General features: G+C 37.4%; 19 protein-coding genes. 7 read left to right on the plus strand and 12 right to left on the minus strand.

Going from position 1 to position 21032, the window contains the following annotated elements:
• Positions 1 to 1638: an L-aspartate oxidase gene (locus tag CWC02_RS15260; protein ID WP_138619171.1), complete on the minus strand. Its 1638-nt coding sequence runs from the start codon at positions 1636 to 1638 to the stop codon at positions 1 to 3.
• Positions 1639 to 1783: 145 nt separating this feature from the next.
• On the opposite strand from CWC02_RS15260, the gene CWC02_RS15265 reads away from it, so the two are divergent.
• The 7 genes from CWC02_RS15265 to CWC02_RS15295 all read left to right on the plus strand — a co-directional run bounded on the left by CWC02_RS15265 (position 1784) and on the right by CWC02_RS15295 (position 8184).
• Positions 1784 to 2536, plus strand: coding sequence for a phosphosulfolactate synthase (locus tag CWC02_RS15265; protein WP_138619173.1), 753 nt, complete (start codon positions 1784 to 1786; stop codon positions 2534 to 2536).
• A gap of 62 nt (positions 2537 to 2598) precedes the next feature.
• Positions 2599 to 3291, plus strand: a complete 693-nt coding sequence (locus CWC02_RS15270; protein WP_249364119.1) for a phosphoadenylyl-sulfate reductase — start codon at positions 2599 to 2601, stop codon at positions 3289 to 3291.
• A gap of 14 nt (positions 3292 to 3305) precedes the next feature.
• Positions 3306 to 3995: a pseudaminic acid cytidylyltransferase gene (gene pseF / locus CWC02_RS15275; RefSeq protein WP_138619177.1), complete on the plus strand. Its 690-nt coding sequence runs from the start codon at positions 3306 to 3308 to the stop codon at positions 3993 to 3995.
• On the plus strand, positions 3995 to 4954 hold the full coding sequence (locus CWC02_RS15280; RefSeq protein WP_138619179.1) for a hypothetical protein: 960 nt from the start codon (positions 3995 to 3997) through the stop codon (positions 4952 to 4954). The genes pseF and CWC02_RS15280 overlap by 1 nt, the downstream gene beginning before the upstream one ends.
• Entirely contained in the window at positions 4951 to 5844 is an 894-nt protein-coding gene (locus CWC02_RS15285; protein WP_138619181.1) for a DapH/DapD/GlmU-related protein, read from the plus strand. The genes CWC02_RS15280 and CWC02_RS15285 overlap by 4 nt, the downstream gene beginning before the upstream one ends.
• Positions 5845 to 5848: 4 nt before the next feature.
• The gene (gene pseI / locus CWC02_RS15290; protein WP_138619183.1) at positions 5849 to 6904 is read left to right on the plus strand and encodes a pseudaminic acid synthase; all 1056 of its coding nucleotides are present in this window, start codon (positions 5849 to 5851) and stop codon (positions 6902 to 6904) included.
• Positions 6883 to 8184: a DUF4910 domain-containing protein gene (locus tag CWC02_RS15295; RefSeq protein ID WP_138619185.1), complete on the plus strand. Its 1302-nt coding sequence runs from the start codon at positions 6883 to 6885 to the stop codon at positions 8182 to 8184. The genes pseI and CWC02_RS15295 overlap by 22 nt, the downstream gene beginning before the upstream one ends.
• Positions 8185 to 8201: 17 nt before the next feature.
• On the opposite strand, the gene CWC02_RS15300 is transcribed toward CWC02_RS15295, so the two are convergent.
• The 11 genes from CWC02_RS15300 to flgJ form a co-directional block, all read right to left on the minus strand.
• Positions 8202 to 10280, minus strand: coding sequence for a motility associated factor glycosyltransferase family protein (locus CWC02_RS15300; RefSeq protein ID WP_138619187.1), 2079 nt, complete (start codon positions 10278 to 10280; stop codon positions 8202 to 8204).
• 7 nt (positions 10281 to 10287) lie between these two features.
• A complete protein-coding gene (locus tag CWC02_RS15305; protein ID WP_171043852.1) occupies positions 10288 to 10584 on the minus strand; it encodes a hypothetical protein in 297 nt (98 codons plus the stop codon).
• The gene (fliS, locus tag CWC02_RS15310; protein WP_138619191.1) at positions 10574 to 11002 is read right to left on the minus strand and encodes a flagellar export chaperone FliS; all 429 of its coding nucleotides are present in this window, start codon (positions 11000 to 11002) and stop codon (positions 10574 to 10576) included. Before fliS ends, CWC02_RS15305 begins: the two co-directional genes overlap by 11 nt.
• A 41-nt stretch (positions 11003 to 11043) precedes the next feature.
• Positions 11044 to 12450, minus strand: coding sequence for a flagellar filament capping protein FliD (gene fliD / locus CWC02_RS15315; protein WP_138619193.1), 1407 nt, complete (start codon positions 12448 to 12450; stop codon positions 11044 to 11046).
• A gap of 26 nt (positions 12451 to 12476) precedes the next feature.
• Positions 12477 to 12893, minus strand: coding sequence for a flagellar protein FlaG (locus tag CWC02_RS15320; protein WP_138619195.1), 417 nt, complete (start codon positions 12891 to 12893; stop codon positions 12477 to 12479).
• Positions 12894 to 12972: 79 nt separating this feature from the next.
• Positions 12973 to 13935 (minus strand): flagellin N-terminal helical domain-containing protein, encoded by a 963-nt coding sequence (locus CWC02_RS15325; protein ID WP_138619197.1) that lies wholly within the window; start codon positions 13933 to 13935, stop codon positions 12973 to 12975.
• Between the two features lie 162 nt (positions 13936 to 14097).
• A complete protein-coding gene (locus tag CWC02_RS15330) occupies positions 14098 to 15063 on the minus strand; it encodes a flagellin N-terminal helical domain-containing protein (protein WP_138619199.1) in 966 nt (321 codons plus the stop codon).
• Between the two features lie 414 nt (positions 15064 to 15477).
• A complete protein-coding gene (locus CWC02_RS15335) occupies positions 15478 to 16440 on the minus strand; it encodes a flagellin N-terminal helical domain-containing protein (protein WP_138619201.1) in 963 nt (320 codons plus the stop codon).
• Positions 16441 to 16787: 347 nt separating this feature from the next.
• Positions 16788 to 18020 (minus strand): flagellar hook-associated protein FlgL, encoded by a 1233-nt coding sequence (gene flgL / locus CWC02_RS15340; RefSeq protein WP_138619203.1) that lies wholly within the window; start codon positions 18018 to 18020, stop codon positions 16788 to 16790.
• Positions 18021 to 18022: 2 nt separating this feature from the next.
• On the minus strand, positions 18023 to 20038 hold the full coding sequence (gene flgK, locus CWC02_RS15345; RefSeq protein ID WP_138619205.1) for a flagellar hook-associated protein FlgK: 2016 nt from the start codon (positions 20036 to 20038) through the stop codon (positions 18023 to 18025).
• A gap of 13 nt (positions 20039 to 20051) precedes the next feature.
• Complete coding sequence (flgJ, locus tag CWC02_RS15350; protein ID WP_054553303.1) at positions 20052 to 21020, minus strand: flagellar assembly peptidoglycan hydrolase FlgJ; 969 nt, start codon at positions 21018 to 21020, stop codon at positions 20052 to 20054.
• Positions 21021 to 21032 lie beyond the last annotated feature (12 nt).

Below are 21032 nucleotides of genomic sequence, written 5' to 3' on the forward strand. Positions count from 1 at the left end.
TTATGAATTCCTAATTAACTCACATGCCATTCCACCTAACTCGTGTTTATAGGTTAGTGTAGCCATTTCAAAAAAATTGCCTTCTGATGGGAAGTCATCACGATAATGGGCTCCTCTTGATTCAGGCCTACAAAGAGCCGCTCGACATATAGCCTCTGAGATTAAAAGCATATTTTTAAGTTCAACATATTGTTTTATTTGCTGATTATAAAAGTGAGTGCGGTCGCTAATTTTTATATCTAAATACCTTCGATTCAAGTCGGCTAATATTTTCAATTGCTCTTTCAACCCATTTTCATTTCTTATTACTCCGGCGTTTTGAGACATTGTCGCTTTCAAAGTGCTCAGAATTTCTCCCATTTTCTCTTTGCTATCTCCAAACGGAAAAGTAAACTCCTTGAAAGAGGCATTTTGGTAATTAGCCTTTTTTTGGAGCTTTGCAGCATTTTGTCCAGCTAGACGACCAAAGACAACCACTTCAAGCAACGAATTCCCACCGATTCGGTTTGCACCATGCACACCATTACAAGCAGCTTCACCCGCAACAAATAAACCATTTATTATATCGCCCATGCAGTTAAGAACTTGACCATTAATATTACAACTAACCCCCCCCATTAAATAATGAGCTGAAGGTATTATAGAAATTTTATCCTTAGTTACATCGGCATTTAGGTAAGTAGCCGCTATCAAAGAGGCTTCTTTCAAAGCAAACTTTTTTTCCTCTGGAATGTTTGTTAAGTCAAGATAGAGTTCAGAGCCTGGGTGATTACTTAATTCTTTTGCAATTGCTATAGACACTTTATCTCTACCAGCCAACTCCTTTTTCTCTGGATAGTAACGTGACATAACATTGTCATTTGAAATTGAGACTATTTTACCACCAGCACCTAGGACAGGTTCAGGTATTTGTATACCACTATTTCGTAAACCCAAAGGGTGAAACTGAACAAATTCCATATGCCTTAATGCAGCACCAGCATTGAATGCGAGGGACAGGCCATCACCAGTTGTAGAAACAGCATTTGTATTATATTTATAGCTATTCAAACCTCCCCCAGTAGACAATACCACTGAATTAGCAAAAACTTTGAATAGCTGAGTATTCCGCAAGTGTAAAACTTGAGCGCCAATAACTTGACAAGTTTCTTGGATTAACTCTACAGCCATCATCTGATCTAGTAAGGTGATTAGTTCATTCTTTTTTATTTGCTTGATTAAAGCGACCATAATCGCAAGCCCGGTCCTATCTTTACTAAAGCAAGCTCTGGGAATATTAGAACCCCCGAAGGCTTTGTTTTTGTAGTGCCCTGACTCATCTTTACTAAACTGCACACCTAATTTTTCTAACCAATGAAGATTTTCAGGAGCAGACTCGCACATATACTCAATACAGTCTTTACTAGCAACTCCTCTACCCGCATTAAGACAGTCATTTATATGAGCAAAAGCATCGGGTTCATTTATGGCAACATTGATCCCTCCTCTGGCACTGACTGAATGAGAGTGTAGAGGCGGAATCTTTGATATTAAAATTACTTTCTTACCTGCATAAGCTGCCTCTAACGCAGCACAACAACCAGCGATGCCTGCACCGATAACTAAAACTTCAGCATTAAGTGATGTTAATTTACTCAACTAAGCTCCTAGATATCAAATCAGTTAAAAAATAAGTATTTTTGCTAAAACCTAATCTATTATGAAGTAAAATAAAACAAACAGATACAGTAATTCAGGCATAGATAATGCTTAAGCTATCATATATTTTAAAAAAGGATTAGATATGAAACTCATCGACCAAAGACCAACTAAACCGCGCCAAACAGGTAAAACTAATGTGCTTGATAAGGGATTGGGTTTAGAGCAACTCAAAATGCAATTAGAAGCCTGCGGTGAATTCATAGATGTTATCAAACTTGGCTGGGGAACATCATTAATTACTCCCAATTTAGAAGCAAAATTAGATTTAATTAAATCTCATGGTATAGAACCTTGCCTTGGTGGTACCTTGTTCGAATATTGTTACTTGACTAATAAAGTGGATGAATACATCGATTTTCTTAAACAACATAAATTATCTTTAATTGAAATATCTGACGGTACAATTTCAATCCCACAAAAAGAAAAAAACGAACTAATTAGCCGATTTGCCAAAGACTTTACTGTGCTTTCTGAAGTGGGCAGTAAAGATGATAAGGTGGTTGTTTCTCCATCAAAGTGGGTAGAGCAAATAAAAAGTGAAATTAATGCTGGAGCAAAAAGTATTATTTTAGAAGGAAGAGAAAGTGGAACAGCTGGCTTATATCGAGGTGATGGCGAAATAAGAATGGGATTAGTCGAGGAGGTAATGGAATCAGGTGTTGAAATCGACAAATTAATCTTTGAAGCCCCCAAAAAAGCCCACCAAGTTTTCATGATTAAGCAATATGGCCGAGATGTAAATATGGGAAATATTGCATATGAAGATGTTATCTCTCTAGAGACACTTAGACTAGGGTTGCGCTCTGATACTTTGTGCTCAATTCATCTCAAATAAATTTTTCTAAACTTCGGCCGATATAATTAAAAGTAATTTAATTCTGAAGTGATGGAGTTATGATGTTGGACACAAATATAGATATCGACTTAATCAATAAACGCATGGTTAGCTGGACTGCTAGCCAACGTATAAGCTGGGCTCTAAAAAACTTACCTAAACAACATATCGTTAGTACTAGTTTCGGTGCCCAAGCTGCTGTTATGCTCCATTTAATGACATTCCATAAGCCTGATATTTTAGTTGTTTTTATTGATACGGGTTACCTATTTGATGAGACAATTGAATTTTCAAAACACCTAACATCTACACTTAACTTAAATTTGAAAACATTTAAGCCATTGCTCGATAAAGAAAAGTACGAAAAAAAATTTGGAAAAGTTTGGGAAAATGGTTTAGAGGGCTTGGAACTTTACAATCAAAACCGGAAAGTTGAGCCTATGCAACGCGCATTAAATGATTTACATGCGGCAACATGGTTCTCCGGAATAAGGAAGGAACAGTCACCCACACGTGAACAAAAAATGTTTGTTGAATTATCAAATAATCGATACAAAGTGTCTCCTATTCTAGATTGGACCTCCGAAGATATTGATAGCTACATAAAAGATAACTCTCTAGAGTACAACCCCCTGTGGCATAAGGGATATATTTCAATCGGTGATACTCACACTACTAAATCAATATATGAAGTAGAAAGCATAGAACAAACACGCTTTTTTGGATTAAAGCGTGAGTGTGGCTTACACGAATAAAGACTGGACAATAAATGAAAATAGCGATCATTCCTGCCCGTGGTGGGAGTAAGAGAATACCCCAAAAAAATATTAAGCTGTTCTGCGGTAAACCTATTATCGGGTACGCAATAACAACAGCTATTAGCAGTGGTTTATTTGACAAGGTGGTTGTATCTACTGACTGTTTTGAAATAGCTGAAATAGCAAAGCAATTTGGCGCTGAGGTTCCCTTCATGCGTGACCCTGCACTAGCTGATGATTTCGCTCCTACCAGAGAAGTAGTTCAAGATGCCTTAAACTTTTTTGAGCAAACACAAAACATTGATTACATTTGCTGTATTTACCCAACTACTCCATTTATAAATCCAGAACAGTTGATAAATTCATTTGATATGCTCAATCAGTCAAACAAGAAAAATGCTTGTTTCAGTGCTACTGAATTCCATTACAGCCCATATAGGGGATTTACCCAGACAGAAAACGGACTTGAGCTTTTATTTCCTCAACACGTCAGCAACAGATCGCAAGATTTACAGAAAGCTTACCATGACGCTGGACAGTTTTATTGGTATAAAACAATCAACGATAAGGAAATTAAAAAAGTTATAGATTCATCTGACGCACTAATACATATATTACCTCACTATTTAGTTCATGATATAGATACTCAAGATGATTGGGTTAGAGCTGAATTGTATTATAAAGCAATGAAACAGAATTAATGGCTATTGGATTTAATTTTGATGCTAACTCAAGTGTTGGTTATGGACACCTTAACCGATGCAATGAAATAGCTAAAGAACTAAAAAAAAGAAAACAAAAAACCATTGCAATTGTCGGAAAAAATTTCAATAACTCATTTATAGATCTACACTTTGATGAGGTCATAAAAATAAATAGTAGCTTTTCAGATGCTGGTGAAATTGCGCAAATATGTATTGAAAAGAATATTCCCAAACTTTTAATTGATCATTATCAATGTGATGTGATCTTCCAGGAAACTCTAACTTCCTATGGGATTATGTTTGGTCAATATGATTTTAAGTGCGAAGGAAGTTATTTAGGTAAGTTTGTAATAAATATAAACCCTTGTGCGAATAAAGGCTGGTACAAAAAGGCGGTACTAAATAGAGAAATCAAGCTGCTTTGCGGCGCTAAATTTGCCATCATAAACCCTAATTTGGTTACTAAACCTTTAGAGGGTGAGGGTGTATTTGTTTGCATGGGCGGTGGTAATGATAATGGTGTTGCCGCCAGCATAATCAACCAGGTTAGTAGGGTATACAAAGGTGAGATCCACCTTGTAGCATCATCCTTATCTAGCTCAGTTCCTTTAGTAGAAAAACTAAACAACGCTAACATTACAACTCATGTCGACTTAAGTGATTATTCAGAAATAATAAAACGCTGTCATTATGCTATTGTTTCTGCAGGCACCTTAAGCTATGAAATGGCATATATTGGTATACCATTCAGTTGTGGTTACTTCGCTGAGAATCAAATAAAAATAGCTAACTCTTGGCAACAATCGGGCTTAGCACATAGTTTAGGTTGTCTAACAAACAAAATAAGTGGGCAACCCTTTAAGGAACTTCTGAATAACATTTCTCTTAAAAAACCACGAAAGCCACTTATAGATGGGTTAGCAGCAAAAAGAATAGCAGAGGTATTGCTTACATGACCAAAATCCCTTTAAACGAACTTTTATCTGTATTTGATGATATTAAAACACAGAATATTGATAGTGACATTCAAGCAAAATGTACAGATTTTTGTTGGGGAACAGGAGAAAAGTGCATTGTACTCGCAGCAAATAAAAAATACTTCCAACAAGCTATAAACAATAGCAATGTAATTTGCATAATAGCTCCTGAAGTAATCATTCAGACTGATAAACCGGTGATAACAACTAATAGATTCGATGATCTATTTCATTACATTCATAATACTTACTTCTCAACAAAAGATTTAATAACCCACTATGTGAGCCCAACAGCTTCAATTAGTGAAAATGCTGTTATTTGCCCTCCTGTTCACATTGGTCATAATACAACCATTTGTTCAGGAGCATATATTGGAAAAAACACGGTGTTAAATGATGGTGCATACATAGCCCAAAACTGCACTATTAGTACCGAAGGAATGCTTGCGAAGTCAATAAATGGCATAAAAAAGCATATTACTCATTATGGTTCAGTCATTATTGGTAAAGGATGCTACATACATGCAAATTCAAACATTTCTAAAGGATTGTTTTACTCGGGAAAAACACTTATCGGTGATTATTGCCACATAGGAATTGGCGTAAACATTGCTCATGATGTTGTTATCGGACAATCCACAGAAATTAGCGGTAACTCAAATATTGCTGGTAGATCAACGATAGGAAGTGATGTGTGGATTGGCGCCAATTGTACGATATCAAACTGGGTTAAAATTGGAGATAAAGCAAAGGTTAGAATTGGTTCAACTGTTGTAAGTGATATACCCGAAAAAGCTGATGTTTCGGGTAACTTTGCAATAAAACACACTATTAACCTCAGAAAATTCATAGAAGACCAGGCAAACTAACACTATGTTTAATAAATCAATTGTAATAGATAATTTCAACATTCAAAACTACTCAAAACCTTATTTAATTGCAGAGATATCAGGTAATCATGACAATGAGATTGATCGTGCTAAGAAGTTAATATTAGCAGCGAAAGAAAATGGTTTTGATGCTGTAAAAATTCAATACTTTACTGCTAATGATATGACATTGGATATCAGTGAAGGTGACTTCATTGTAAAAAGTGGTTTGTGGAAAGATCGTAGCTTGTTTGAACTTTATGAACAAGGTGCAACCCCTAAGGAGTGGCTCCCCAATTTATTTGATTATGCGAAAGAGATAGGTATCACTCTATTTTCTTCCGTATTTTCTTATCAGGGACTTTGTATTTTAGAAGAATTAGGCTGCCCTGCATACAAAATTGCTTCTTTTGAAGCAATGGACCTAGATTTAATTGAGGCGGCTGCTAAAACGCTAAAACCTGTGATTATTTCAACCGGTATCATAGATAAAGTTGGGATAGAAGAGGTATTAGACACATGTAAAAAAGTAGGGAATAGAAATATCGGTTTAATGCATTGTATAAGTAACTACCCTGCCCCTTATGACAAATTTAACTTATCAACAATCGCTGATATGCAACAAAGCTTTGAAATCCCTATTGGGCTTTCTGACCATAGTACGGATGAAATATGTTCTCTTATTGCTATTGCCAACGGCGCTTCGATGATCGAAAAGCATATTACCGTAAGTCAAAAAGACGGAGCAATTGACTCTGAGTTTTCTTTACCTATTTCCCTAATGAAAGAATTCACTGATAAATTACGAAACGGTTTCGCCACTATTGGTAAGGTTGACTACAGTAACTCGTCACCACGCAAAAACTTCCGTTCACTATATGCTGTTAAAGATATCCCAAAAGGACAACTTATCACTAGTGACATGATAAGAAGTATTCGCCCTGGCCATGGCTTACCCCCAAAAAACAAAAACAAAGTATTAAAGTGTACAGCAAAACAAAATATTAATGCAGGAACCCCTTTAGATTGGAGTCTACTATGTCAAACTTTAAAGAATTAGACGGAGAAGCACTACATCAAATCGCACAGGAGTTATTTCCTATTTGCAGAAGCATTACCGGTAATGGTGTTAGAAAGACTTTAGATATTATTGATAATTATATTGAGGGGTACTCATTAGTTAGGCATGAGGTACGTTCCGGTACCCCAGTATTTGATTGGACTGTTCCTAAAGAGTGGAGTATAGAAGAAGCATGGATAAAAGATTCTAAAGGGAATACCGTAGTAAATTTTAAAGACTCAAATTTACATGTACTTGGCTACTCAACCCAAGTCGATAAAATAATCCCGCTTAATGAGCTACAAAAACATCTGCATTCATTGCCTGAACAGCCTGAAGCAATTCCTTATGTTACATCTTATTATGAGCCTCGATGGGGGTTTTGCATAACAGACAAACAAAGAAAGTCTCTAACTGAAGATGATTACCACGTATTCATTAACAGTAATCATTTCGATGGTTCCTTAACCTATGCAGAACTTCTTATCCCGGGTAAAAGTAAAAAAGAAATTTTAATATCTAGTTATGTTTGTCACCCCTCACTCGCAAATAATGAACTTTCAGGCCCCCTTGTCTCTTTGGCTTTGATCAACTGGTTAGCAAAAAGTGAGAATAACTTTTATAGTTATCGCTTTGTTTTTACAACGGAGACTATTGGCACAATCACCTATTTAAGCCGTAATTTAGAACATTTAAAAAATAATATTACTGCAGGCTTAGTTTTAACATGCATAGGGGATGACGGCGACTATTCAACTGTACAATCACGTTATGGCGATAACTTAAGTGACAAAGTCGTTCAAAAGGTATTAAGTGAAAACTATAAAAATGACGCAAAGATATACTCTTTTTTAAAAAGAGGAAGTGATGAACGCCAATATTGTGCACCCAATATCGATTTACCAATTACTTCTATAATGAGGACAAAATATGGAGTTTATCCTGAGTACCATACTTCATTAGATGACTTAACTTTTATGACCCCCTCTGGTTTAAAAGGTGGGCTAGACTTTGCTAAGAAGTGTGTTCAATTATTTGAAAAAAATCACAAGTATATTACAACTAAGTTATGTGAACCTAAATTAAGCAAATATAACTTATATCCAACTCTTAGCAAAAAAGGTTCATCAAATATTGCTAGGAATCTTCTTAATATTTTAGCTTACTGTGACGGAAAAAATGATGTTATAGACCTGGCTGACATTCTTGGAATCAGCACTGATGAAGTTATAAACTTAATAAAGATTGCATCAGAAAATAAATTAATAGAAGCGCTTTGAATAAAACGCTTCTTTCTTCACTCCAGTCCCCAGTCACATGGCTTATCATAACTCTCAGGGAAATCAGCTTCCATTTCGTCTAAATACTCATTCCACATGTCTAGACCCTCTTTAAACCAATTAAGTGTCAAGTTATCATCCTCATAGCTATACAAAAGAGTTATCAATGGGCAATGATAATATAACAAAGAGCCTTTGAATAATTGAAAGTAGTAACTATAACGCCCCCCTCTCAAAGAATACACATACCTCGATTGGCGTCGAAGAATATCTAAACAATCTTGACGACTCGAAAAGCTTGATTGAGATATATCTTTTATGTGTTTTGCAATAGTAGAGAAAGCTTTTAAGTCAAGCATTTGATAATCATCATCCTTTACTGACTCACTGATAAACTGAGTATTTTTTATATATTCAACAACCTCATTTTTATCTGTAGAAAGGCTAGGAATTAAGACTTCTTCTTCTGTTAGTGGATAAGCTCCTTTTAGTTTTGCACCATGGCCAACATTATAGTAATTAGAGTTTGGTTTATGTTTAATTAATAATTCCATTTGATTTTTAGAAACCATATAGAAATTATTTGCATAAACTATATTCCCAAGATTCCCTTCGACTTCATGATCGTAACCGCTGAGAGGCTTAAACTGTCGTTTTAAAGATGAATCATTGTAAATAGAGTACTTAGAATGATGCTCCCCAGAACCTGTTATCGCATTATCCACACCAATTAAATAGATATTTTTGAACCCAAATGAACTAGCATAAGACAAAGCTGTATTTGCAACTAAAGGGTTTGAATAGGGAATTATTTCTCTACGCAACAACCCATTCCCTATTCTAGCCAAAGCATAATAGTCTGAACCTGCTTCGTTCCCCTTTATTGCAAGGCCTGTCCATTTATAAAGCTCAGGAGTATGTGAGTAAATAACATTAGTTGTTAATAAATTTAAATCCGAATAATCTTCTTTCTTTTGAGTCTCAAGCAAAATTTCATAATTACGTTTAGGACGCTCGATTAAAACATGAAAGTCTGGCTTTATACCCATTTTAAGCAGTGAACCTAAGGCGGTTCCTGCAGCCAAAATAATTGCATTATCTTTATTTTGTCTTAGTAATTCTTCCGCACTATCTAATGATGGTCCATTACCCACGACAAAAACAGGTATTTCAGCTACATCATCAGCTACAACATTATCACTTATCCAAAATGGCAAGTTACTATTCATATGTTTAATTGTGTGAGCTATGCTAGTAACCGCATCATTGTAAAACCCAAAGCCATTCTGAAATTGATAAAACTGCTTAAAGAAATTTGAAATTAATGAATTTAATTCTTTATTTGGGTAGTGTTGATAGCAAAAGGTTTTAGATATTGAAAAAGCTCCAATATCTTGTACAACTTTGTAAAGTGAATCAAAGAAGTTTTCATAGCTAATTCCTAGATGTATAAATAAACAACCTAATGAATCATCTATTCTTTGAATAATTACATCCCACTCTATACAAAAAAGACTTGCAAAAAATAGTTCAAAGTCAGGTTCCACGATGTGGATATAATCAAACTCAACCTTATCAAGCATATATTCAAGATGGTATCCTAAACCAATACCAAAAATCATTGCGCTAGGGAAGCGATCTGGCAGTTGTTTCAATGTATCAGGTTTTTGTTCTCTTATATTAGCTAGTAATTCACTAATTTTATTCATGTATTTGACATGAATGCGATTGTCTTTCTTCTTTTTTCTGAAATCATATTTAACCGCACTAATAGCAGGTTTATTTAGGTTTCTTTCAACTTGTTCAACGCATTGGGAGTAAGGGTTATCACTATATAAAGGTACTTTCTCACCTTTTTTAACGAAATTTGCTTTAAGTTCTTGGGTTACATGTAAACAAAAATCATCCCGAGTTTTATAATTTTTAATCGCTTGAGCAATTTCAGGATAGTACTTTTCAAAAGCAGTTAAATTATTAGTAAACCGAATGTTAGCCTGCTCAGCAAACTTCTCTTCATTTATCTGTTGCTGCAAAGAACTATCAAGTTTTTCTGCGAGCGACTCGATTTGCTGTTCTAAGCTCGATTCTTTAGTCATATGGCTCTCATTTAATACTTTTATAAATGTCTAATTTTTTTTGCGTTTTGAGATGTGTGCCCAAAGATTTTGCTGTTTCGACCTTCAAAGCTGCGACTTTTGTCACCAAGTTATTAAAATCATTTAAAATTGATTCAAGACGACTAACATCTGTATTTGACATATAAGACGAAGCAAAACACTGTTCCAGTAATTTTTCGATCTGTTTAGTATTTGCAACGGCATCGTCAATATTCATATTTTCAATATTTTTTAACAAAGAACAGATGCAAGTATCTAGTTGATCTAAGCGCTCAGCCAACATTAGCATCAACACCGTTTTCACTCAGTGTTTGCTGACGAATATCATTTGGGATTGAATCCCATGCAGATTTGATTTCTTTTAATAAGCTCGAAACTTCATCTATAACGGTTGGATCATTCTTAATGCTCGCATCAAGAAGGCGGTCTAGCATATATGAGTATAATGCATAAAGGTTTTCTGTAACCTCACCGCCAACTTCAAAATCTAAGCACCCTCTTAATGCTTCAAGAATCGCAGATGCCTTGGATAAATGCTCACTTTTAGCTTCAAGATGCTTTTTCTCAATTGCAACTTTAGCTAATACCATTTTTTCTAATGCCCCAGCCATTAACATTTGGATTATTTCATAACGATCAGCACCCGCGACTCGCGTTTTTAGTGCTTCTTTCTGGTAATTTTTTACTTTCGCATTATACATAATTCACCTAAAAATAATTGCTGGAGATGTTAGTTGCTACATTAAGACTTTGATTTAGTGAACCCTGGTAAACTAGATAACTGAGCGCTCAAATAAGTTTGAGTTGATTGCATCTGAGCCAATAGTACATCTAGACCAGAATACTGTTTACGGAGCCTAGCTTCTAGCTCAGTCATTCTGTATTCATGATTAGCGACATCATCCTCTAGATCATCTAACTGAGCGTTTAAGTTTGTTTCTCTTTGTTTAATTATACCGTTAGAGTCAACATAGTTTTCTAACAAAGTTTCAAATTGTGTAGCTAACCCGTTTTCACCTGCAAAAGCCTTGCCAATATCATCATAATTTTCATCCATAGCTTCGTTCAAACTACGAACTAAGGACGATTTTTCTAAATAACCGTCTTTATTTACACCTAAACCAATATCAAAGATACTTTCAAATGGGCCCGCATCTGTTAAGTTGACAGATAAATTATTGACCAACTGGGACTGTAAAGAGCGAATCGTTGCATCACCATTGAGTGGCTTACCCACCCTTGATTGAAAGCCTAACTGCCCTATTACATTGTTATAATTCGCTATAAATTCATCTACAAGCTTGGTGACACTTTCACGATCAACCTGAACTGATAACTTTGCAGTTTCACCATCGACACTTTCTCTTTTAGCTGTAATGGTCATGTCTTGAACAGCATCTTTAAACGTGTTGGTATCATTGGTAATAGTAATACCATCAACTTTTATCGAAGCGTCTTTAGCTTCATCACCTGACCCAATAGCAATACCACCAGCAGTAACACCATCGTTAGCAAGTGTCGAAACATTATCAAGTTCAGCAGTATCGTTCGTAATTACTAAGTCATTACCAGTACCTGTAACAGATGAAGTTAGGACAAGCTTAGACTCTGTACCTGTGTTAATAATATTGGCAGTTACGCCAAAATTATCATCTGAATCATTTATAGCATCACGCAATTCAGCAAGAGTTGCACCTGCATCGAGTGTTAAGTCAAAGCTCTTATCACCAGCAGCAAAAGATAAAGTACCACCTGATGCGGTAACCACATCATCAGTGGATGCAAAGAGGCCATCATTAGAAGTAGCTCTACTACCCTGAGCAAGCTCAACCACTTCAATATTGAAGTCCCCAGGAGAGATATCTGAAGTTGGTGTTACTGATATCAGATCTCCATCATCACTAGTAGGCTGTTTGATAGTTGCAATTCTTTTGTTAAAGTTATCTGGATCAGCTAACTTCTCGATGGTATCTTGCAATTTAGAAAGAGCAGATTTAATTTCACCTATGGCTGAAAGCTCTACCTGTAAAGACTCTTCTTTTGCAACAAATGCGTTCATTTTAGGAGTGTTTTCAGCACTTACGGTTGCTGAGATAATGCTCTCAAGATCTAAGCCAGAGCCGATTCCAGCTGAAGTAATTAACGGCATTGTAACCTCCTGAAAATATTACATTGTTATGCTGAATGATTAAATAGCATGCCTTTATTAGTTAGTTTATCGGCAAATTCATCCAAAGCTTTAGCCACTTCTCTAAACTCTTCTGTGGGTATCTCACGGATCACCTCTTCACTTTCTTTATCGAGAACTTTAATGATCGGTGGTTCACCTAGCTCATCAAACTCAAAAATTAAGTTCGTTGCAGTTACCGGTATATATTTATTAAGCTTCTCAAGATTTTCTTTTACTTCGGCAATCATATCCTGCTTTTCTTGACGCTTTTTACTTGAAACTTCATCAATATTTACAGGTTCTCTACCTGCAATTTCTGTGCCTTTATTAAGCTTCTCTTCATCTAATACTGATTTTACAGAAACACTGTTTGTAGTATTAACATTGTCTGAAGCTCTAGCTGCGGAATTAATATCTATCATTTCTATCTCCAGATGTTATCTATTAAATTATAAGTCACTGCACTGAAAATTTCCTCTGTACAGCGACTTAAAACTTAGACTAACCTAGTAACGAAAGAGCTACTTGTGGGCGCTGATTTGCTTGACTTAAGATAGAACTACTTGCTTGTTGTAAGATTTGCATCTTAGTCAAGTTAGCAGTTTCTGTTGCAAAATCAGTATCTTGGATACGTGAACGTGCAGCAGTTAAGTTTTCAGCTATATTTGATTGATTTCGGATTGTTGATTGGAAACGATTTTGAACCGCACCTAATTCAGCGCGTTTTTTATCAACAACAGCGATCATTGCATCCATACCTGCTAATACTTGCTGCGCATTAACTTGTGAAGATACGCTAATAGTTGTTGCGCCGAATGCAGAGAAGCCAACTGTTGCTGCTGTTAAACCTGTACCAACATCACTAATACCTGCTGCTAGTGTCGACATACCTTTTCCTGTCACACCTGAAGCGACTTGGGCTATGCCCGACATAGTAAAACCACCATTAGCAGTTAGTGAATTTGCTGTACCACCAACATTTTTCATGCTAAAGCTAATTGTTTGAACTGCATCAGCACCGACTTGGAAGCTGGCATTATAAGTTCCATCGAGAAGGTTTTGACCACCGAAGGTAGTATCTTCAGCCACTCGATTAACTTCTGAAGCTAATGAACGAATTTCTTCTTGAAGAGCAAGACGATCTTCATCAGTATTCGAACCATTCGATGCTTGTTGTGCAAGCGTACGAATACGTTGGAACATTGATGTTACTTCGTCTAGTGCCCCCTCAGCAGTTTGTGCAAGAGAAATACCATCGTTCGCATTTCGGTTACCTTGATTAAGGCCGTTAACTTGTCCTGTTAAACGGTTAGTGATCTGCATACCCGCTGCATCGTCTTTCGCACTATTAATACGTAAGCCTGATGATAGTCGTTGGAATGAAGTGTCTAGGGAGTTGCCAGATTTCATCAACTGACGCTGTGCGTTCAAAGAACTCACATTAGTATTTACATAGATAGCCATGTTAGCCTCCGCTTTATCTTTTAATAGCTAAACAGCGGGATACCCCTACCCTGCTATTTAACCGACATAGAGTCCTAGATTGATAGTTCTCTAAATCAGTTATCGTCTGATAAAGCGAAAGCTTTAGCTTTATTTGTAAATTTTTTAACTCTTTTTTAAATTTTAACCTTGTAACAAACTCAAAGCAGCTTGAGGTCTTTGATTTGCTTGGCCTAAAATTGTTTGGCTTGCTTGTTGAAGAATTTGATTTTTTGTCAAATTCGCCGTTTCAGCCGCGAAATCAGCATCTTTAATTCGTGATTTTGCAGCACTTAAATTCTCAGAAATATTCGCTTGGTTTCGAATAGTCGATTGAAAGCGGTTTTGTACAGCACCCAATTCAGCACGTTTTTTATCTACCACAGCAATCATAGAATCCATAGCTGCGAGCACTTGCTGAGCATTTACTTGAGAAGATACACTTATTCCACTTGCAGTAATATTACTAAAACCTGCTGTAGCTGCAGTTAATCCCGTGCCTATATCACTAATACCTGCAACTAATGTAGACATTCCTTTTCCGCTAACGCCTGAGGCAATACCAGCTATACCCGACATAGTAAAACCACTATTTCCAGTTAGTGAATTAGCAGTACTTCCAACATTTTTCATACTAAAACCGATAGTCTGAACGGCATCAGCACCAACTTGAAAACTAGCTGAGTAACTACCATCAAGAAGGTTTTGACCACCGAAAGTAGTGTCTGCAGCAATACGATTTACTTCAGCAGATAACTGACGAATTTCTTCTTGAAGAGCAAGCCTATCTTCATCCGTATTTGAACCGTTTGCTGCTTGTTGTGCAAGAGTTCTAATTCGCTGAAAGCTTGAAGTAATTTCCTCTAATGCCCCTTCAGCAGTTTGCGCAAGTGAAATACCATCGTTCGCGTTACGGTTACCTTGATTCAAACCTAGAATTTGTGACTGTAAGCGGTCAGAGATTTGCAAACCAGCAGCATCATCAGCCGCACTGTTAATGCGAAGACCTGATGAAAGACGTTTAAAAGAGGTATCAAGATCTGTACCTGTTCTATCCAACTGTCTTTGTGCGTTTAATGCACTAACATTAGTATTTACATATAAAGCCATAATAAACTCTCTTCTTTTCTGTCAAAGTTAAGTCACTTTAAAAGTGAATTTGACAAAGTGACTTGTTACAGCGGCAAACCTGAGTCGCCTGGGGCAAAAAACTGCCACTTTGCGGATTAATTAGTTAACTTGAAAAGATAAGAGCAATTAGTAGGCCAACTATTCGAAAAAATAATGAAAAAGGCTCCATCTGGAGCCTTTTTAAGAGATAAGTTTAAGAGTGGGTTCAATTGACACAAATTATGGCATAATTTGTGCTTTATATTTTATGTTCTTACAAATGTTAGAACACTACTGTCAGGATTTTGAGCGCCTCCGCTTTATAATCCTAATCTAGCGCCTTTGTTAATACCCCATTAGACAAAGGCGCTTTTCTTTTAAGTCAAAGTTTTGACTTCACTTTAACTCAAACTATTAACCTAGTAAGCTTAATGCTGCTTGAGGACGTTGATTCGCTTGGCTCAAGATTGTTTGGCTAGCTTGTTGTAAGATTTGCATCTTAGTTAAGTTAGCTGTCTCTGTCGCAAAGTCGGTATCTTTAATACGAGACTGAGCTGCACTTAAGTTTTCAGAGATATTAGCTTGGTTACGAATCGTTGATTGGAAACGATTTTGAACCGCACCTAGCTCTGCACGCTTTTTATCAACTACCGCAATCATTGCATCCATACCAGCCAAGATTTGTTGTGCATTAACCTGAGAAGACACGCTGATTGTTGTTGCACCAAAAGCTGAGAAGCCAACAGTTGCAGCAGTCAAACCTGTACCTACATCACTAATTCCTGCAGCAAGAGTGGACATACCTTTTCCTGTAACTCCAGAAGCTACACCGGCAATACCTGACATTGTAAAACCACCGTTAGCAGTTAGTGAATTTGCTGTACCACCAACATTTTTCATGCTGAAGCTAATTGTTTGAACTGCATCAGCACCGACTTGAAAACTTGCAGAATAAGAACCATCAAGCAGGTTTTGACCACCAAAAGTAGTATCTTCAGCCACACGATTTACTTCTGATGCTAAAGAACGGATCTCTTCTTGTAGTGCTAAACGGTCTTCATCAGTGTTTGAACCATTTGCAGCTTGTTGTGCAAGCGTACGAATACGCTGGAACATTGATGTTACTTCATCAAGAGCACCCTCAGCTGTTTGTGCTAAAGAGATACCATCATTTGCGTTACGGTTACCTTGGTTAAGGCCGTTAATTTGTGATGTTAAACGGTCTGAAATTTGTAGACCAGCCGCATCGTCAGCTGCGCTGTTGATACGAAAACCTGATGATAAACGCTTGAATGAAGTGTCAAGTGAGTTACCAGAATTCATTAATTGTCTTTGAGCGTTTAATGAACTAACATTTGTATTTACATAAAGTGCCATGATATTTCTCCCGAAGTAAACTTATCATTTACTCTCAAACTTACTCTAATTAAGCCGTAGCGGTTATTTGCTACGTTGCTTGGTTAATTAAGTTATCGGTCCGGTAAAAAAATCCTTTAGTGAATTTTTAAACAATTTTTCATTTTTTATTTAACGCGCTGTATTTAAAGGAAAAATATTTTAAAACTTTAGCTAAACATGGCTGCTGGTTACCTTGAAAGCCGCTATCACGATGTTTTACTAAAGATATAAATACTAAAAAGAAAGCACTAAAAGCACTTTTAAAGTGTGAATCTTAAGGAAGGTTTTATAGGTTAAGCTCATAAAATGAGCTTAACCTATAAAAATTATAAGTAATCAAATAAAGAAAGGTTAGCCAAACGGCCAAATGTTGCCTGTGCAGCTTGCAGTGATGTTTCTTGTTTGGTGAGTTCAGTAATCGCTTCAGCCATATCAAGCTCAACAAGCTCAGCTTTTGCAGCTTTATTGCTAGTATCTAAGTCACCGTTTGATTGTTCAATTTTCTTGGCTGTATTTAAGCGACCACCCAAACCTGCCTGTACAAGTGAAACCTGATTTTTAGCATTATCGAGTTGTACAATGGCATCTGCTAAAACTTGATCAAACTCTTCCTGGGTTAAATCAGGATTGGTTAGTCCTGCTATCAGGTCATCCAAAGTATTTAACGCATTCTCTTTTTGTGGTGCTTCAAGGTCAACATCAACTTGGCCGTTTGCAACAGGCGAAACAGAAATTTCCATACCTTGATATTCAATTTTGCCGTCTTCAAAGCTGCCACTATCAATCGTTACACCCGCTTGCTGCACAACAAATGTATTAGGTGTGCCTGTGGTAGTAATAAAGCTTAGTGTATTAGCATTTGCGGCTGCGGCAGGATCAGCGTTGTAATTTGCCTGATGAAACTTATCGAAATCAGCTTGCTCAGTAACATAAATTTTTGAGCTTGTGATACCGCCTGACACAGTGCCATCGTTTGAGGCCACATTTAGTCGAGCATTTACTTTTTCGAACGTATCAAAACCATTGTCACTTGATTTAATTTCTACACCTTCAGCTACTTTGATTTTGTGTTGCCCCTGATCGCCACCATATTCATAGCGACCAGAAGTATTATTAAAGGTGTAAGACGGAGTATTATCTTGGTAACCTGAAAAGATAAATTTACCGTCTTCGGTCTTTGCATTCATCAAATCAAGTACCGTACTTTGCAATGCTTTAACTTCTTCAGCAATACCTTCACGGTCGATATCACTATACGCACCATTACCAGCTTGAATAGATAAAGTATAAGCAGACTCAAGCGCACCTTTAATATTTTGCAGCACACTTTCTTCTGTTGTTAGACGGCTATTCAGCATAGTAATGTTTTTTGTGAACTGCTCATTACCCTGAATGCGATCTGTATAAAGTAGTGCGCGAGCCGTTGCGGAAGGATCGTCAGCAGCAGTTAATACACGCTTTTGGGTATTAACCTGCTCTTGTGCTTTGTTTACGTTTTGCTGTGAGTTAAGAATAGAATTAAGGTTATTCTTATACATCATGTTATTTGAAATACGCATAATTACCTCGCCGCACTTAATAAGGTGTCAAAAATAGTACGTGCTGTTGAAAGTACCTGTGCCGATGCTGCATAGGATTGCTGAAAGCGCAGTAAGTTTGCAGCTTCTTCATCAAGGTTTACACCTGATAGTGATTCATACCAAGCTTCAGACTGATCAGCTAGTGCTGTAAAAGCCGCACCATTGGTTTGAGCTTGACTGGTCACAACACCAATATCAGTGACAATGCCTGAATAGGCTTGATTAAACGTTTTATGATTATCAGCAGTACTACTTGCTTCAACATTTTGACGCACTAGCTCACCATTTTGTAAATCGGCCAATAGCAAACCATTACGGTTATCATCAAAACCACCAGTGTTAAACTCTACTGTGAAGGTGTCACCTGTTGCAGGTGATCCTTCAATGTTAAAGTCAAAGCCGTAGGTATCGTAAGGCGCGCCAGCTTGGGCAAGAATATTCTCAGCAGGTGGTGTAATAGTAAAGGTCGATGTACCGTTCCCGTCCGTAATTTGATATTCGTTAGCATTCGCCGTTTTCACGAGTGTGATATCGCCATTCGCCAAGCTAGGAGGTGGCCCCACGGTAATACCCGTTGAGTTATCAATATCTGAAACTGTACCAGCAGAAATACTTGCATCACTGGTGTTATTAATATCAGTAGCAGTTCGAATAGGTGATGCTAACGCTAAATCTTCAGGGCGTTCAGTTGCAAGCTCGAGGGTCGTAGCAGCTTGTGAATTTAGCTTCACCATAAATTGGTCACCCGTATTCGCAGCACCCGATACATTAAGCTGTAAACCAAATGAGTCACTTCCTGCAGGTGTAATTGTTGAAGAATCAATGATCCCCCCCACGATATTTGCTGTAGCAGGACTACCTAGCGGCTCACCTTTATTATCAATAGGCTGGATTTCAACTGTTGAAGCACTCGTATAAGTTACAACAAAGTCACTAGCAGGCAATTCACTGCCGAGTCCCGGCTCAACCGTTGCCGTCATCGTTGATGTGCCCGTATTAGCTTGATAACCGAACGCATCAACCGTTGGAATAGCAAAAATATCGCCGCCAATTTCACCATTAGCGTCCATACCTAAGCTATTTTGTTGGTTAAAGGCATCAGCTAACGCTAAACCCATTTGACCAAGTTGGTTTTGCGCAGGCACTAAAATATCGTCACGAAATGCCAGTAAGCCACCAATTTTGCCTTTCAATTTACTCACATCAACTTCAAGCGGCACGGCTTTGCCACCGTTTACATCAAGTTTTAATTCTTTAAAGTTCGGATCAGGGTCGCCACTGAATGAAAACAGGTTAAATGTGCCGCTTTGCATGACAAGTGCTTGACCGGAGCCTAAATAAACTTGTTTTTCGCCGTTGTTGCCATCGAGTGTTTCAATATCAATCAGCTCAGATAAGTCACGAATTGCTTTATCACGTTCGTTATACAAACCACTCGACGATGACTCACGTTCAGTGCCATGAACAGATGCAATCTTGGTATTTAGTTCGCTGATGCTTTGAATTAAGTTATTTGCTTCATCAGAGAAGATTTCTAGCTGCTCATTTACCACGGCTTTTTGGTCAACCACAATGCTCGACAATCTGTCCATTTGATCAATTAAGTTTTGTGCATCCGTCATGACCAGTGAACGAGCTACTGTTGACGACGGTTGATTTAAGCTTTCTTGTACGTTGTTAAAAAACGAGTTGATACTGGTTGATAAGCTGTTAGACTCTTCAGAAAACAAGCTATCGACACGGCTTGCTTCAGTTACAAACTGATCAAAGAATGCCTTATTAGAGGTATCTCTATTTAATTGCTTTTGTGCAAATTCATTCAGTAAGCGATACGTTTCACCACGACCCACTTGATTATCGATCATGGTTGTGAACTCAGTACGCTCACGCACATAGCCCTCGGTATTAACGTTGGCGATGTTTTTACTGGTGGTTTGTAAAAGCTCAGAGTTAGCTCTTACACCGGCATTTGCTATGTCATATAAGCTAAATGACATGAGGGTCTACTCCTTAACGTACCAATGAAGCAGCGACGCTTTGAAGCTCAACGCGCTTCAATACCTGCTTAATTTTATCGGCATAATTTGGATCAGTTGCATAGCCTGCTTTTTGTAACGAATCTAAAAAGGCTGCAGGCTCTGCGGTATTATTGAGTGCTTCTTGATAACGTGGATTTTCATTTAAGAAATCCACAAAATCATTAACACTGTCTTTAATCGATTGATAAGAACGGAAACTAGCTTGCTTTTTAACTGGCACACCTTGTTCAAACTCAAGCGTGACTTTGCTTGCTTTATCACCTTGCCAGCTCCTATCCGATTTAATATTGAATAAGTTGTTACTACTTGTGCCATCAGCTTTACTGATGATGTGTTTACCCCAGCCCGTTTCAAGTGCTGCTTGAGCAACCATCACAGCTGGATTTAAACCAATTTTTTCAGCCGCATTTTTAGCATGTTCCCAAACAGAGCTAATGAAAGACTCAGCATCTTCAAAGCGGTTTTCTGTTTGCTCGTTCGCAGCGGTATCTGCAACAGCGTTTGGCTCAGCTTTAATCTTGTGACTGTCGCTCGTTGCACCGGTTGCGCGCTTATCACTATCGAACTCAGCCGTTGTTCTAAGCACAGAACCTGGAGTAAACTGTTTACCATCTGGCGAGAGTTGTTGAACGATTAAGTCAGCTAGGCCTAGCGAGCCGTTTGATGAAAGCTCAACCGATAACTGTTGGTCATGCATCTCTTCAAAAAACTTAACGCCGCTTGAATTAAATGGGCTATCTTTATCTTCAAACGCTTCATTTGCTTTACGCATGCTTTTCAGCAGCATTTGAGTGAAGATAGATTCAAATTGTGCCGCCGCTTTTTTCAGCGCCTCTTTTGACGCATCGCTAGAGGCATCACTTTTTAGAGCACTTTGACGTAACGAGTCTAAGTTGCCTAAATCAAAAAAGTTTTGCTTGTCGAGATGATTAGTATCCATCAGCTTTTTGAC

Origin of the sequence: Pseudoalteromonas sp. S2721, from assembly GCF_005887425.1 — a bacterium.
Lineage (GTDB): Bacteria > Pseudomonadota > Gammaproteobacteria > Enterobacterales > Alteromonadaceae > Pseudoalteromonas > Pseudoalteromonas simplex.